The organism is Sphingobium cupriresistens (assembly GCF_004152865.1).
Lineage (GTDB): Bacteria > Pseudomonadota > Alphaproteobacteria > Sphingomonadales > Sphingomonadaceae > Sphingobium > Sphingobium cupriresistens.
Map to the genome: position 1 here is coordinate 1 of NZ_SEOO01000031.1, position 14,731 is coordinate 14,731.

6 protein-coding genes and 1 pseudogene are annotated in these 14,731 nt (G+C 59.2%); all 7 read left to right on the forward strand.

Features of this window, described 5'->3' with window-relative positions:
- Positions 1 to 384 (forward strand): annotated as a pseudogene (locus EWH12_RS16385) (IS21 family transposase); the annotation flags it as partial.
- Complete coding sequence (gene istB / locus EWH12_RS16390; RefSeq protein WP_129927245.1) at positions 381 to 1,226, forward strand: IS21-like element helper ATPase IstB; 846 nt, start codon at positions 381 to 383, stop codon at positions 1,224 to 1,226. The pseudogene EWH12_RS16385 and the gene istB, both read left to right, overlap by 4 nt.
- A 110-nt stretch (positions 1,227 to 1,336) precedes the next feature.
- Entirely contained in the window at positions 1,337 to 4,975 is a 3,639-nt protein-coding gene (locus EWH12_RS16395) for a Zn-binding domain-containing protein (RefSeq protein WP_242496096.1), read from the forward strand.
- Complete coding sequence (locus tag EWH12_RS16400) at positions 4,972 to 7,761, forward strand: DEAD/DEAH box helicase (protein ID WP_242496097.1); 2,790 nt, start codon at positions 4,972 to 4,974, stop codon at positions 7,759 to 7,761. The genes EWH12_RS16395 and EWH12_RS16400 overlap by 4 nt, the downstream gene beginning before the upstream one ends.
- Positions 7,761 to 11,711 (forward strand): Eco57I restriction-modification methylase domain-containing protein, encoded by a 3,951-nt coding sequence (locus EWH12_RS16405; RefSeq protein ID WP_129927246.1) that lies wholly within the window; start codon positions 7,761 to 7,763, stop codon positions 11,709 to 11,711. Before EWH12_RS16400 ends, EWH12_RS16405 begins: the two co-directional genes overlap by 1 nt.
- Entirely contained in the window at positions 11,708 to 12,058 is a 351-nt protein-coding gene (locus tag EWH12_RS16410; protein ID WP_129927247.1) for a hypothetical protein, read from the forward strand. The genes EWH12_RS16405 and EWH12_RS16410 overlap by 4 nt, the downstream gene beginning before the upstream one ends.
- The gene (locus EWH12_RS16415) at positions 12,051 to 14,708 is read left to right on the forward strand and encodes an ATP-binding domain-containing protein (RefSeq protein ID WP_129927248.1); all 2,658 of its coding nucleotides are present in this window, start codon (positions 12,051 to 12,053) and stop codon (positions 14,706 to 14,708) included. Before EWH12_RS16410 ends, EWH12_RS16415 begins: the two co-directional genes overlap by 8 nt.
- Positions 14,709 to 14,731 lie beyond the last annotated feature (23 nt).

A 14,731-nucleotide genomic window follows, 5' to 3' on the forward strand; every position in this document is an offset into this window, starting at 1 on the left:
TCCGGCGTTTGCGGTCGGAGGATCGACTATCGTCACGTCATCCATAGTCTGCGGCGCAAACCCATGGCGCTGATGCGATTGTCCTATCGGGACCAGCTCTTCCCGCGGGATGCCTACAGGCTGATGTTCGAACGGCTGACCGATGCCATGCCAGAACGCAACGCCTGCCGCCTGATGGTCGAGTTGCTGAGCATGGCGCATGAGCGGGCCTGCGAAGCTGAGCTTGCTGATTTGCTGGCCCAGGATCTCGAAGCCAACCGACTACCTGACATCAACGCATTGCGGGTGCGCTTTGCGCCCGATCCGGCCGCTCTGCCCGATGTAGTCGTTCAGCTCGGTCCTCTGAGCGATTACGATGCCTTGCTGATGGGAGAGGCCGCATGAGCAACGCTTCCCATAATATCGACGCCCAGCGCCTGAGCTTCATTCTCAACGAGTTGCGTCTGCCCGCGATTAAGGTCGTCTGGCCCGACTTCACGCAACGGGCTGACAAGGAGGGCTGGCCTGGTGCACGCCTGCTTGCTGCCATCGCTGAGCATGAAATGGCTGAGCGCGATCGACGTCGGATCGAACGGCATCTGAGCGATGCCCGGTTGCCTGCGGGCAAAACCCTCGACAGCTTCGCCTTCGATGCTGTGCCGATGATCTCGCGCGCTCAGGTGACCGCGATGTGCTCTGGCGATGGATGGCTCGAACAGGGCGCCAACCTCATCCTGTTCGGGCCGCCGGGCGGAGGAAAGAGCCATCTCGCCGCCGCCATCGGCCTTGCCCTCATCGAAAATGGCTGGCGCGTCCTGTTCGCCCGCACTTCTGACCTTGTCCAAAAGCTCCAGGTCGCACGTCGCGAACTCGCGCTCGAAGCTGCCATCACCAAGCTCGACAAATATCATCTGCTGATCCTCGACGATCTGGCCTACGTCGCCAAGGATCAGGCCGAGACCTCTGTTCTGTTCGAACTGATCAGTGCCCGCTACGAACGCAAGTCCATGCTTATCACGGCAAACCAGCCCTTCGGCGAATGGAACAGGATCTTCCCCGATCCTGCCATGACGCTGGCAGCTGTCGATCGCCTTGTCCACCACGCCACCATCTTCGAGATGAACGTCGAGAGCTACCGCCGCCGAGCTGCCATCCAGCGACAATCAAAGGCCGGCAGACCACCAACCTACGCGACAATCAAAGCCGTCGACGAAATGTCGCTCCGCGACAATCAACCCGCCCAATAGCTCTTGCCAGCGTCAATCAACACAGCCAAACAGGAACAGTCGCGACAATCTGTTCTCATCCTGATTGACGCCCGCCTCTCATCCAGATCGTCGCGCTATAGGGTTATCTGGTGCCTGCGGTCAACGCAGGTTTCCGGTTTGCAGGCAGTCCGGATGACTACCCTGACGAATGGCTGGAGCCTACGGCAAGCGGTGAGATTCGTCTGAAGTCCGCGCATCGCGGAAAGCATGAAGGGCGGCTTGTCATGGTGCGCCCGGACGGCAGCTTTGGCGACGAGGGCATCCCGGCTTGGTTCTTTTCAGGAAAGTACCGCTTCTGCCCGGAGTGCGGTCATCAGCCAGCATCACAAGCGCGTGAAATCAACAAGCTGGCCGGTCTGTCCGCTGAAGGACGAAGTTCGGCTACCACCCTGATCGTTGCTACCATTCTGGCATGGATGGAGCGGGATGGGTCGCTCGACCCGCATACCCGCAAGTTGCTCGGCTTCACCGACAACCGGCAAGACGCAGCGCTTCAGGCAGGTCACTTCAATGATTTTATCTTTGTCACCCTTCTGCGTGCAGCGATCCTGCGGGCGGTCAGGAATGCCGGTCCCCAGGGGCTAAAGGCAGACAAGTTTGGTGAGGCCGTGCGGTTGGCCTTGGGCTTCGACCTCGAAGATAAGGAACGCCTTGGCGAATGGATGCTCGATCCGAACGCCAAGGGCTACCAAAACCGGCAGGAGGCCCAAGAGGCTCTGTCCGAAGTTTTGGCTCACCGGCTTTGGGCAGATTTGCGCAGAGGGTGGCGTTACACAAATCCCAATCTGGAAGAAGTCGGTCTGGTCACGGCGCACTTCCCGGGGCTGGATGATCTGATTGGCGACGACGAAGAGTTTGCCGGCAATCCGCGCCTGGCGTCGGCAACGCCAGACCAGAGACGTCATTTGTTCGAAATACTGTTCGATCAGATGCGGCAGGGTCTCGCGGTTGCAACGGACGCGCTTGACCGGGGCAAGGTGAAGCAATCGGCAGAAGTATCACGCAACCGCCTGCGGCTTCCGTGGGCTATCGACAGGGAGGAGGAAAACACGCTGCGGGAGTGTGGTTTCCTGATGATTTCGCCTCCTCGAAGCGGCACCATACGAGCTTCTGAAGCAGCCTTGATTCTGCGGGCTGGCCGCCAGAGCAAGCTCGGCAAAGCCCTGCGCCATCCTAAGCTTTGGAACAACGAACAGGTTCCGGCGAAAGAGTATGACGAACTGATCGAGACCTTGCTGAAGGCTGCCGAGGCCCATCAGTTCGTGCGACGGGTCAATGTCGGTTATGAGGCGCCGGCATGGCGCATGGCGCCGACAGCAATCCGCCTGATCCCTGCTGACGCACGTCGTGATGGCAAGCGGCAAAACCTTTTCTTCCGGGATTTGTACGAGCAGGTCGCAGACATGCTCAGCCATCCCGGCGATCTTCCCTACAGTTTCGAGGCCAGGGAACACACGGCACAGGTCGATCAGGAAGTACGAGCGTGGCGGGAAGATCGCTTCCGCTTTGAGCAGCCGGATCGTGAAAGGTTGAAAACCAATCTTGAGCAGATGCGAGAGCAAGGTGAGCCGAATAGCTTCCTTCCTGCTCTGTTCTGCTCACCGACAATGGAGCTTGGCGTCGATATCAGCGCATTGAATGCTGTTTACCTGCGTAACGTGCCTCCGACTCCCGCCAACTATGCCCAACGCTCAGGCCGAGCGGGGCGTAGCGGGCAAGCGGCGTTGATCGTTGTCTATTGCGCTGCCCAATCGCCCCACGATCAATATTATTTCGCGGATCAACAGGCTGTGGTTGCAGGCGCCGTGCGACCGCCAGCGCTTGATCTCGCCAATCAGGACCTCCTGCGTAGCCACCTCCACGCCGAATGGCTGGCTGCAGCCAATGTGCCGCTGAAATCCTCTATTCCGGAAAACCTGGACATGGGCGGAGATGGGAAGCCGTTGACGGTAGAAATCAACGACGGCTTACAGATGCTTGCAGCAAGTGGGGCAGCCAAGCCAATCCTGCGCCGCCTCATCGATTCCATGCTACCTGCAGTCAATCTTCGTGATGCACCCTGGCTTGCGGACGTCGATGCCTTTGTCGAGCGGACCGACAAGGAGGCCTTGGCCTCGTTGAGTGAGGCCTTCGATCGCTGGCGCAATTTGCACAGCAGTGCGCGCCGCGAACAGGAACTGGCTCACGCCATCCAGAATAAGGTGGGTCTGAAGGCCGGGGAGAGAACTGCAGCAGCAGGTCGGTATCGCAATGCATCCAGGGAGCTTGAGATCCTTGAGTGCGGGAAGGCATCCAACAGTTCGGATTTCTATACCTATCGCTACCTCGCCACCGAGGGCTTTCTGCCGGGCTACAACTTCCCCCGTCTCCCGCTGTATGCCTTCATCCCGGCTGCCAAGAGCGCGGTTTTGCAACGTCCGCGCTTCCTCGCGATTGCCGAATTCGGGCCGAATAGCATGATCTATCATGAAGGCCGGGCCTACCGCGTAACCAAGGCAAAACTCCCCGCTGAGGGCCGAATGGACAACGGACAGCTGGCGACGTCGACACTGATCCTGTGCCCGGAGTGCGGAGCTGCGCATACCGACGAGCTTCAGGAACGCTGCCACGCGTGCCACACTTCGCTGGGCGGTGCGGAGCGGCTCGATACAGTGTTCCGCATCGACAATGTCGAGACCGCGCCCGCAGAGCGGATCACGGCCAATGACGAGGATCGTCAACGCCGCGGTTTCGAGATCCAGACGGTCTTTCAATGGCCGGTCCAAAACGGTGGGCCAGACATCCGATCCACGGTGCTTGAGCACGATGGAGAGGACTTGCTCAGACTGGATTATGGCGCTGCGACAAAGCTCTCGCGCATCAACAAGGGGCTGCGGCGGCGAAAATCGAAATCGATCTGCGGATTCTTCATCGACCCCAATTCGGGACGATGGCTGAAAGACCCTGCCAATGGTGACGATGATGATGGCATGGGCGATCCGACCCAGGCCAAGCCGCAGCGAATCGTCCCGATGGTCGAGGATCACAAGAACGCACTGTTGTTGCAACCACAGGTATCCTTCAGCACGGAGGAAATGGCGACATTCCAGCACGCGTTTATTCGCGGCACACAGCTGGTTTTCGAGCTGGAAGAGGGTGAAATTCTCGGCGAATCTTTGCCGAGCCGCGACATTCGCAATGCCATTCTTCTTTATGAGGCGACCGAGGGCGGCGCTGGCGTGCTGAACCGGCTGGTGGCTGACCCCAAAAAGGTCGCCGAAGTCGCTCAGGTGGCGCTCACACTCATGCATTATCGCGAGCCGTTCGAGCCCGCCGATATGCTGGAGACCGATGATGCCTGCGTTGCGGGATGTTATCGCTGCATCCTGTCCTATTTCAATCAGCCCGATCACGAGCTGATTGATCGCCGTCACGAACAGGTGATCGAAGTCCTTTGCAAGCTCGCACATGCGACTGAAGTTGGGCTGGAAAACACTGGAACGGAGCATCCATGGCTGGCCTCAGTTGAGCAATGGGGTGTTCCAACACCTTCCGCGATCACCATCGACGGATCGGTGCAGGAATTGTTCTGGCCCGCGCGAGGCGTCCTCGCAGTGCCTGGCGGCCCGACACCCGGCCTGGTGGCTGAAGCTTCTGCGCTTGGCATTCTCGACATCATATCGTTGCCTCTGACGCCTGATGAGCAGGCTAGGCACGAACTCCTTGCAGCTTTGGGAATTAGCGCATGAACGCGATTGTTTTTTCTCCCGGAGACATGGTGCGCGCGCGTGGCCGCGAATGGATTGTTCTGCCTTCCCCGTCGGAAGAGTTGCTCAATGTGCGGCCATTGTCGGGCACGGATGATGACGCTCAGCTGATAGCGCCCGCGCTGGAAGCATCTCCAGTTTCGGCCGCAAGCTTTGCCGCACCGACCTCGGATCGCCTAGACACGCAGGACGGCGCCAGATTGCTGGCGGATGCTTTGCGGCTGTCTCTTCGCCGCGGGGCTGGGCCATTTCGAAGCGCGGCCCATCTCGGGGTAGAGCCTCGCGCATATCAGCTTGTTCCGCTCATGATGGCGCTCAAGCAATCGGTTGCTCGGCTGCTGATCGCAGACGATGTCGGCATAGGCAAAACCATCGAGGCGGGCATGATCCTGCGCGAATGGCTGGATCGCGGGATCGTTGATCGCTTTGCCGTGCTTTGCCCGCCGCATCTCGTCGACCAATGGGTTAGCGAACTTGGCGAAAAGTTCGATATCGACGCGGTTGCTGTAACGGCTGCCAGGGCGCGCGGTCTTGAGCGGGGGCTGCCCACCTCACAAAGCCTCTTCGAGGCCTATCCCTTTACGGTCGTCAGTCTCGACTACATCAAGGCCGACAGTCGCCGGGACGATTTTGCTCGGGCGTGCCCCCCCTTTGTGATTGTCGATGAGGCGCATGCCTGCGTCGGCAACGAACGTGGCAAGCACCAACGCTACGATTTGCTTGAGCGACTTGCCGCAGAAGGCGAGCGGCACTTGCTCCTGCTCACAGCCACGCCACATAGCGGCGACACTGTGGCCTACGATCGTTTGCTTGGCCTTGTGCACAAGGATCTGCAGGGCGGCCCCGATGCGGGCGACAGCAATGCCCGAGAGCGCTACGCCCGACGTCTGGCGCAGCATTTTGTACAGCGTCGCCGCCCAGACATTCAGGACGGCTGGGACGAACAGCGCGCCTTTGCGAAACACGAGGCCAAGGAAGCGCCGTTCACGCTGACAGGAGACTTCGCCGCATTTCAGGATGCAGTGCTGGACTATTGCCTTTCGGTGACCGAGCGCGCCGGGTCTGATCAGCGCCATCGCCGCCTTGCCTTCTGGGGAACGTTGGCCCTGATGCGCTGCGTTGGCTCATCGCCCGCTGCGGCCTTGAGTGCCCTTCGCAATCGGCTGGGCGGGATGGCCGAGGAGGAAGCAATCGAGCCGGTGGTCTTCGATGCTGAGGACGGTGTGCTCAATGACAGCGATGTAGAACCCGCGACCGCAAGTGAGCATGGCGAAGAGGGGGCTGCGCTGCGCGGTCTGATCGACCTTGCACAAACCCTGTGCAGCAGGCGTGATGACGATCCGAAGGTGAGACAGCTTGTTGCCGAACTTCGCCCCCTGCTGAAGGACGGCGTGAAACCGGTCATTTTCTGCCGCTTCATTGCTACGGCTGAAGCGCTGGGGGAAACGCTGCGCACAATCTTCCCAAAACATCAGATCGCGGTGGTGACTGGCACGCTGGCACCCGACGAACGCCGGGTTAGGGTGGATGCGCTGGAGCCGCATGAGAACCGTATCCTGGTGGCGACGGACTGCCTGTCGGAGGGGATCAACCTCCAGAGCCTATTCGATGCGGTGGTCCATTATGATCTCAGCTGGAACCCGACACGGCACCAACAGCGCGAAGGCCGGGTCGACCGGTTCGGCCAGCGGGCGAAGGTCGTGCGCTCGATCATGATGTATGGCGACAACAGCCCCATCGATGGTGCCGTGCTCAACGTGATCCTGCGCAAAGCTGAAGCCATCGAAAAGGCCACCGGCGTCAGCGTTCCGATGCCGGAGGATCAGGAGAGTGTGACTTCCGCGCTGATGCAGGCGGTTTTGCTGCATCGCGGCGGTAGCGCGCGCAGCCAGATGGCTTTTGATTTCGGCCCGGGTGCCGAGCTGTTCGAACGCCAATGGCGCGATACGGCGGAAGGCGCAAAGGCCAGCCGCGCACGTTATGCACAAGGCGCGCTGAAGCCAGATGAAGTCCTGCCCGAATGGCGCAAGATGCGGGCGCTCAACGGAGGCCCGCAAGAGGTCTCCCGATTCACAGAGCGTGCCCTGAAACGTTTGCAGGCCCCGCTTGAGGCTTCAAAGGGTCACTCCCTTCTCCACACCGATTTCCTGCCTGACATGATGCGCGAACGGCTCCAGCAGCGCGGGCTTAAAGGGACAAGGCGGATCAGCTTTGAGGATGATCCACTTCCCGGCGTCACTTATGTCGGGCGGGTGCATCCCATCGTCGCGGTGCTGGCCGAAACACTGGCCGAAGGCGCACTCGATCCTGCTGGCGCAGACGGCAAGGCCCTTGGCCGCGCAGGCGTCTGGCGGACTCGGGCGGTCACCCAGATGACGACGCTGCTCGTTCTGCGGCTGCGCTACAAGCTGGTGACGAGCGGACGTCTGAACCGGCTGCTGCTGGCCGAAGAGGCTACAGGGCTTGCCTTCTCTGGCCTCGGTCAGGACGTCGCGCTTAATGCCGAAGGCGCGCTGTCGCTGCTTGAGGCCGAGGCATCAAGCAACATGGATGAAAGCGCCCGCATTCGGCAGATCGAGGCCGCGCATGAACGTCTTACCGCCTATCGCCCGGCCATCGAGGCCTTCGCGCATCGAAGAGGTGAAGCCCTGTCTCACGATCATCTGCGGCTGACCGAAGCGGCAGGCGGCGGTGCAACCGTCAAGGTGACCCCAGTCCTCCCGGCGGATATCATCGGCCTCTATGTCCTGCTGCCGGAGGTGAACTGATGTCCCGGCACACCAAACGCTCAAGCGACACCGGCTTTGCCGCGCTCACTATCGAAGGCGGGCTGATCGCGCCCGATCAGGTTCAGGCCATCGCCTCAGCCGCGCCCGATCAGAAGACTGCGGCGGACTATGGCTGCCCCAAGGGCACGGGCCTGCGCGACGAGATCACGCGTTATTTCCGTATCGCCCAGGCCCATTGGCAGGGTTACGCGCGGCTCGAACAGCCGACGATGCAGCAGACGGCGGAGTTCGCCCGCAATCTGCTCGAGCAGGCATTCGGCTTTGAACTGGCCGGGCCGCACCACCAAATGCGTGAGGATCGACGCTTCACCATCGCCTGGGAAGCCAAAGGCGGACGCGTGCCCATCGTCATCGCGCCTCCCGCTCCGGCAGATAAGGGCAAGGCTGGCGACGGCTTCGCCCGCGCTTTGCCCGAGTTCGGCGATGGCGCCGACGGTCGTATCGCGCGCCGTTCCCCCACCGTACTGTTGCAGGACTGGCTCAATGCCAATCCGGACTTCTATTGGGGCCTGGTCTTCGCGGGCGACCGGGTGCGGCTGATGCGGGACAATGCCAGCCTGACCCGGCCTGCATGGATCGAGGCAGACCTCGGCGCGATTTTCCGCGACGAGATGTTCGCCGATTTCGCGGCGCTGTGGCTGCTGATCCACGCGAGCCGTTTCGGAGCCGAGGGCGCTGCGGCTAGCGATTGCGCGCTGGAACGCTGGCGCGAAGCTGGCATGAGGGCGGGCACCTCCGCGCGTGAGCGGTTGCGCGTCAATGTCGAGGAAGCGCTGATGGCGCTGGGTCAAGGCATCCTCGATGCCAACCCCGCCATCCGGGAACGGCTCGACAGCAATCAACTGACCATGCCGCACCTGTTCGAACAGATGCTGCGCGTGGTCTATCGTCTGATCTTCCTTGGCGTGGCCGAGGACCGTGATCTGCTGCACCCTCCTGCAACGCCAAAGGCGGTACGCGATCTCTACAGCAACAATTATGGGTTCGCCTGGGCACGGGACAGATCAACGCGCCGTAACGCGCATGATCATCATCACGATGCCTGGGAAGGCGTGAAGGTCACGTTCCGCGCTCTGGAACGCGGTGAAAAGTTGCTGGGCCTCCCCGCACTGGGCGGCCTGTTCGACCGTGCGCTCACCCCCGATCTCGATGCCGCGCAAATCCCCAACCGCTCGCTGCTGGCGGCTGCGTTCAAGCTGGGCTGGCTGATCGAAGATGGCCGCCGCGTGCGGATCAACTGGCGCGATATGGCGACCGAGGAACTGGGCAGCGTCTATGAAGGGTTGCTCGAACTTGTGCCGGTGCGAGAGGATGAGGGGCGCACCTTCAGCTTCGCGGGCGGCGCGGAAGCGCGCGGCAATGCGCGTAAGGTTTCGGGCAGCTATTACACGCCGGACAGTCTGGTGCAGTGCCTGCTCGATTCCGCGCTCGATCCTGTGCTGGAGCGGGCCGAGGCAGAAGGCGGTGCCGATGCTATTCTCGAACTCAACGTCATCGATCCGGCCTGCGGATCGGGCCATTTCTTGCTGGGCGCTGCGCGGCGGATGGCGACGCGGGTGGCGCAGCTGCGCAATCCCGATGCGCCCGATTACAATGCGGCCATGCGCGATGTGGTGCGCAATTGCATCCACGGCGTGGACCGCAACCCGATGGCGATTGAGCTGGCCAAGGTGGCGCTGTGGATTGAATCGGTGGAACCGGGCAAGCCGCTCGGCTTCCTTGATGCCAATATCCAGTGCGGTGATAGTCTGCTGGGCGTGTTCGACCTGAAGGCGCTGGATGAGGGCATTCCCGATGATGCCTACAAGGCGCTGACCGGCGACGACAAGGATACGGCGAAATACTTCGCCAAGCGCAACAAGGATGAGAAGAAGGGCCAGGGCACGCTCGATTTCATCGGCGGCGGCGGCACGTTGCCCCCGGCCAAGCTGGCCGCGACGATGGACGATCTGCGCCACCTGCCCGAAGATAGCGTGGCCCAGATCGCGGAAAAGCGCCGTCGTTTCGCCGCGTGGGAGGCAGACCCGAAGCGCTATGCGACCAAGGTCGCCTGCGATCTCTACATCGCCGCCTTCTTACTACCCAAAAAGGGCGGCGTGCCCGTTAATGCCAACAGCGTAACCGTGCCGACGACGTCTCATCTGCGAACGCGATTGGGTGGCGGACAGATTTATGGACCGCTGGAAGCTGCCGTTGTCGATGCGGCGGGTTTTGCTCGCGCCTTCCATTGGCCACTCGCCTTTCCGGAGGTGATGATCGGCAAGGGCGGGTTTGATGTTGTGCTCGGCAATCCGCCATGGGAGCGGATCAAGCTACAAGAGCAGGAGTTCTTTGCCGCGCTCGATCCTGATATCGCTAATGCATCCAACGCTTCTGTTCGATCAAAGATGATCAAGGAATTGGCGGAATCCATTGAAGGTTCTGGCGCACGAACCTTATACTCTAAGTTCGAGATGGCAAAGCGAGTTGCGGAAGCCAATAGCGTATTTGCAAGAGTGTCTGGTCAAGATGGCGGGCGATTTGCGCTTAGCGGGACCGGTGACGTAAATACATACGGTCTATTCACTGAGCACTTTAGATCATTACTAAGAATTGGAGGAAATTCTGGCATTATTGCTCCAACAGATTTGCTAACAAGCGATCCGTTGAAGCTATTCTTTTATGATCTATTCATAAGCGGGTCTCTAGTATCGGCAATATGCTTCGAAAATGAGGAGTTTATTTTTCCAGGCATCGCTAACGTTAATAGGTTTGGATTGTTTACGATTTCGCGCCAAAAAATGCGGGAACCCGGCTGCGAGCTCGCATTCTATCTCCGGCAAATTGGAGATATCGAGGATGACCGCCGTCGATATTATTTGAAATCGGAGGATTTGGATCTAATGAATCCACTTTCTTTGACCTGCCCAGCGTTTCGAGCGTCAGCGGATAAATCGCTAACTGAAAGCCTATACAAAAGAATACCCACTTTCTTCAAAGGGCCAAAAGACCCGAATGAACCTCAGAATTTATGGGACGTTGGCTTTTCTGCACCATTCCATATGGCTGGCGACTCGGATCTGTTTTTCGAGAAGGAGGAAGCTGATTGTGTCCCGCTCTATGAAGGCAAGTTTATTTGGCACTTCGATCATAGATTTAGTTCATATCATAATTTAGGAATCGCAAAAGGTCGAGGCGGTCGCGGCTTGCCGCCTGTAGAAATTGACGAATACAATGATCCTAAATTTGAGATTACACCGCGTTATTGGGTAAAGGCAGGTGTAGTTAGTTCAAGGCTACAAAGTCTTGATATCAATGATTATTGGCTAATTGGCTGGAGAGATGTCTCAAATGCCAAAGTTGAGCGGACCATTGTTTTTGCGCCGTTTCCATATTCGGCAGCCGGGCATACATTGCCGGTCATGCGGGTAAATAATGACAAGGAACGTGCATCTGTATTGATTGCAAACCTAAATTCGTTGGTCTTGGACTATGTCGCGAGGCAGAAGGTCGGAGGCTCGCATGTTACCCAAGGATATTTGAAGCAACTTCCCATTCTGCCTCCCACCGCCTATTTCAAATCCGATCTCACCTTCATCGTCCCTCGCGTGCTAGAGCTGAGCTATACCAGCCATAGCATGGCCCCCTTCGCCCGCGATCTGGGCTATGATGGCGAACCCTTCGCATGGGACGAAGACCGCCGCGCCCATCTGCGCGCCGAACTCGATGCCTGGTATGCGCTCGCCTACGGCCTGACCCGCGACGAGCTGCGCTATGTGCTCGACCCCAAGGACGTGATGGGCGCAGACTACCCCAGCGAAACCTTCCGCGTCCTGCAAAAGAACGAAATCGCCAAACACGGCGAATACCGCACCCAGCGCCTCGTCCTCGCCGCCTATGACGCGCTGGTAACAGACGGCATGCGGCCCCGCACGGAGGGGTATCGGTGAGCGAGTTCGATTCCGAGATGTTTTCCAGTGGCGCGCAGGTGGCCGGTTTCCATCTGGAAGCCGGTCAGCGCAACTTCATGGAAGTCTCCCGGATTATCGCGACGGAGCTGGACAGCGATCTGTTCACGCTGCGCCCTTACCTGCGGGCCTGGTTCAACGGCGCGCGGGATGCGCTGGAAGATTTCGGCATCGATGTGAGCGGCGCCAGCACGACCGAAGAAGTGGCGGCAGCCATGGGCTGCTTTTCAATGTGGGCGGGCAAGCCGCCAGTGACAGATCAAGGGATAGAGGCTCCGGCTGCGCAAGAGCAGCCGCAGCCGTCTGAATTCGGGGGTGCAAATGGATAACTTGAAGAGCCTTGCCAACGAAGCGCTCATCACAATCGAAACGATTGCGGATTCAGCCAAAAAGCGCCTTGGCGAACGAGGGCTTTCGCTGGATGCGATGGCGAGCATCAATCATGCAACAGCCGATACGCTTGCGAAGAGTATGCAGGACCGCAATTTGGAGCGGACCGGCAATCTGCGTCAGCTATGCCGCAAGCCAGCGATTGCGCGACTTGAAGTGGCCGATGAAGATGACAACGTAGAAACGATCTACATCACGCCGAACGCTGAGCTCAGCATTCCCGGCATCAAGCTTTGCAGTTATCTGAACAATCGTGGCAAGGGGCGGCTTGCCTCCCTGCCTGTGGGCGAAGGGACCGATATCACTTTGCCCGCTGGCCGGCGCTATTTTGAAGTTCGGCAAAAGCTGACGTTCGAGCCGACGACCGATCAGGATGTCTGGGATTCCCGCCCGGCGGTCCATTTTCTGGAAAAGCAGCCGCCGCAGACCATCAAATCGCTGCGCGAATTGTTGCGCGCGGACGGTTTCGCTGAAGACGAGATCGATGAGCTGGAGCGGCAGCTGGCCGAGGCAGACGCGGCAGACAACATTGTGAAGGGTCTTCAACGCTCGGTTCTGACCGCCATGCAGATGCGCGTCCAGCCGCTGCTGGACCAGTATCAGGACGAGATTTTCCGCCTGCCGCTGGATAGCCGTCTCGCCATCCTTGGCCCTCCCGGTTCAGGCAAGACGACCACGTTGATCAAGCGCCTGCGTCAGAAACTGGACTTTGCTCACCTCGATCCAGAGGAACAGGACCTTGTTGAAGAGCCCGGAGCGAGCGGACTGGATCATGCGCACAGCTGGCTGATGTTCACGCCTACCACGCTTCTAAAGGAGTATGTGAAGGCGGCGTTCAACAGGGAAGATGTGCCCGTCACTGACGAGCGCATCCAGACATGGGAAGATTATCGCCACGTAATTGCCCGGCGTAGCCTGCCGATCCTCCGGTCCGGCAAGCGAAAGGGCATGGTGATCAAGCCCGAGCCAGGCATTCTGAAGACTGAAACGCCCGCTCATCAGATCGAGTGGTTCGAAGCATTCACCGCCTTTCAGCAGGCGCTGTTCCTTGACGAACTGGGGGAAGCTGCGGGTCGCCTTGATGCGGTTAACGACCCGAAGGTCGCGGCAATTGGAACCCAGATCGGCGCGGCGATCGAGCGGAGCCAGGGGAGGCCTGCGCGCCTCCTGTTCGAGCTGGCAGGTCTGCTCGAAGATTTGCAGAAGCTGTTGGCGACATCGCGGGACGAAACCCGGCAACGCCTAAGATCGATGCTTTCCCTCGAGGTCCGCAAGGACAAGGGTTTGCTTGAGGCGCTAGCGCGTTTTGTCGCTACGCTGACACCAGAGAATGAGGACGAGCTCGACGACCCCGACGGTGACGATGAGGACGACGAGCCGGTGCCTCAACAGGGTCTTCGGGCCGCCGAGGCTGCTTTCTATAAGGCGTTGCGCGCAAAAGCTGTGGCAGAAGTCACAAAGAGAGCTCCTGCCAAGACCAGCCGGAATGCTCAGGTTTTGTCCTGGTTGGACGATAGGAAACTGGTGCTGCCGGCTCTTGGTGGGGTCGGTGCGAACATTGTCATGCAGCGTGCCATGACCCAGCTTTCCAAAGCGCCGACTAATTTTGTGGCAAAGATTCCGGCAAGATATCGCCGTTTCCGCCGTGAATCACTGGCCGAGGGTAACTGGTATTCAGCGCTACTCGGGCCAGCAGATGTCGATGCGCTTGAGCTTGATATCGTGATATTGGCGATGTTGCGTGCAGCCCGCCAGATTTCTGGCGATGCCCAGCTGCTCCGTCGTCTGGGTGATCGGTCTCCAGCAATTCTTGAAGATGTAGCTGGATTGCAGCGCAATCAGATCCTAGTCGACGAGGCCACCGACTTTTCGCCAGTTCAATTGGCCTGCATGACGGCCTTGGTCGACCCCCGCACAGATTCGTTCTTTGCGATCGGCGACTTCAATCAGCGCCTCACAAAATGGGGCACGAGATCCAAGGATGAGCTCAAGTGGCTTTTCCCTGACATTGACATCAGGGAAGTTTCGATCGTCTACCGGCAAAGTCGGAAGCTGAATGAATTCGCCAATCAGTTGGTCATTGCAGGTGACGCAGAAAGCCAATCCACCCTCCCCGAATTCATGGAAAATGAAGGGGTTTCGCCAGTCCTTGGAATGGATCTGGCGGATATAGGGCTGCTTGCTCGATGGTTGGCTGCGCGAGTTCGCGAGATCGAACGATTCTCCGAGCTTCTTCCGTCAATTGCGGTGCTTGTGAATCGGGAAGACCAGCTCCAACCGCTTGCCGATGCCTTGAATGAGGCCCTGGAAGACCAAGCCATTCGTGCTGTGGCATGTCCAAAGGGTCAGGCTATCGGTCCCGAAAATGACGTGAGAATATTTGAGGTTCAGCACATCAAGGGCCTTGAGTTCGAGGCAATCTTCTTTGTCGATATTGACGAACTTGCCCGCCAAGAACCCGAGCTCTTCGAGCGTTATATTTACGTCGGCGCTACCCGTGCTGCGACTTTTTTGGGGCTCACTTGTTCTGGGAACGCACTCCCGGGATCGATGGAACCGGTTTCACAGCTCTTTCACGAGAACTGGTGACCAGATTGAAAGCGAACCTATCG

What these genes read in the sequence shown, in the direction of transcription:
- EWH12_RS16400 (WP_242496097.1), top strand. Translation starts at nt 4,972, where the DNA reads ATGAACGCGATTGTTTTTTCTCCCGGAGACATGGTGCGCGCGCGTGGC.
- EWH12_RS16415 (WP_129927248.1), top strand. Translation starts at nt 12,051, where the DNA reads ATGGATAACTTGAAGAGCCTTGCCAACGAAGCGCTCATCACAATCGAA.
- istB (WP_129927245.1), top strand. Translation starts at nt 381, where the DNA reads ATGAGCAACGCTTCCCATAATATCGACGCCCAGCGCCTGAGCTTCATT.
- EWH12_RS16405 (WP_129927246.1), top strand. Translation starts at nt 7,761, where the DNA reads ATGTCCCGGCACACCAAACGCTCAAGCGACACCGGCTTTGCCGCGCTC.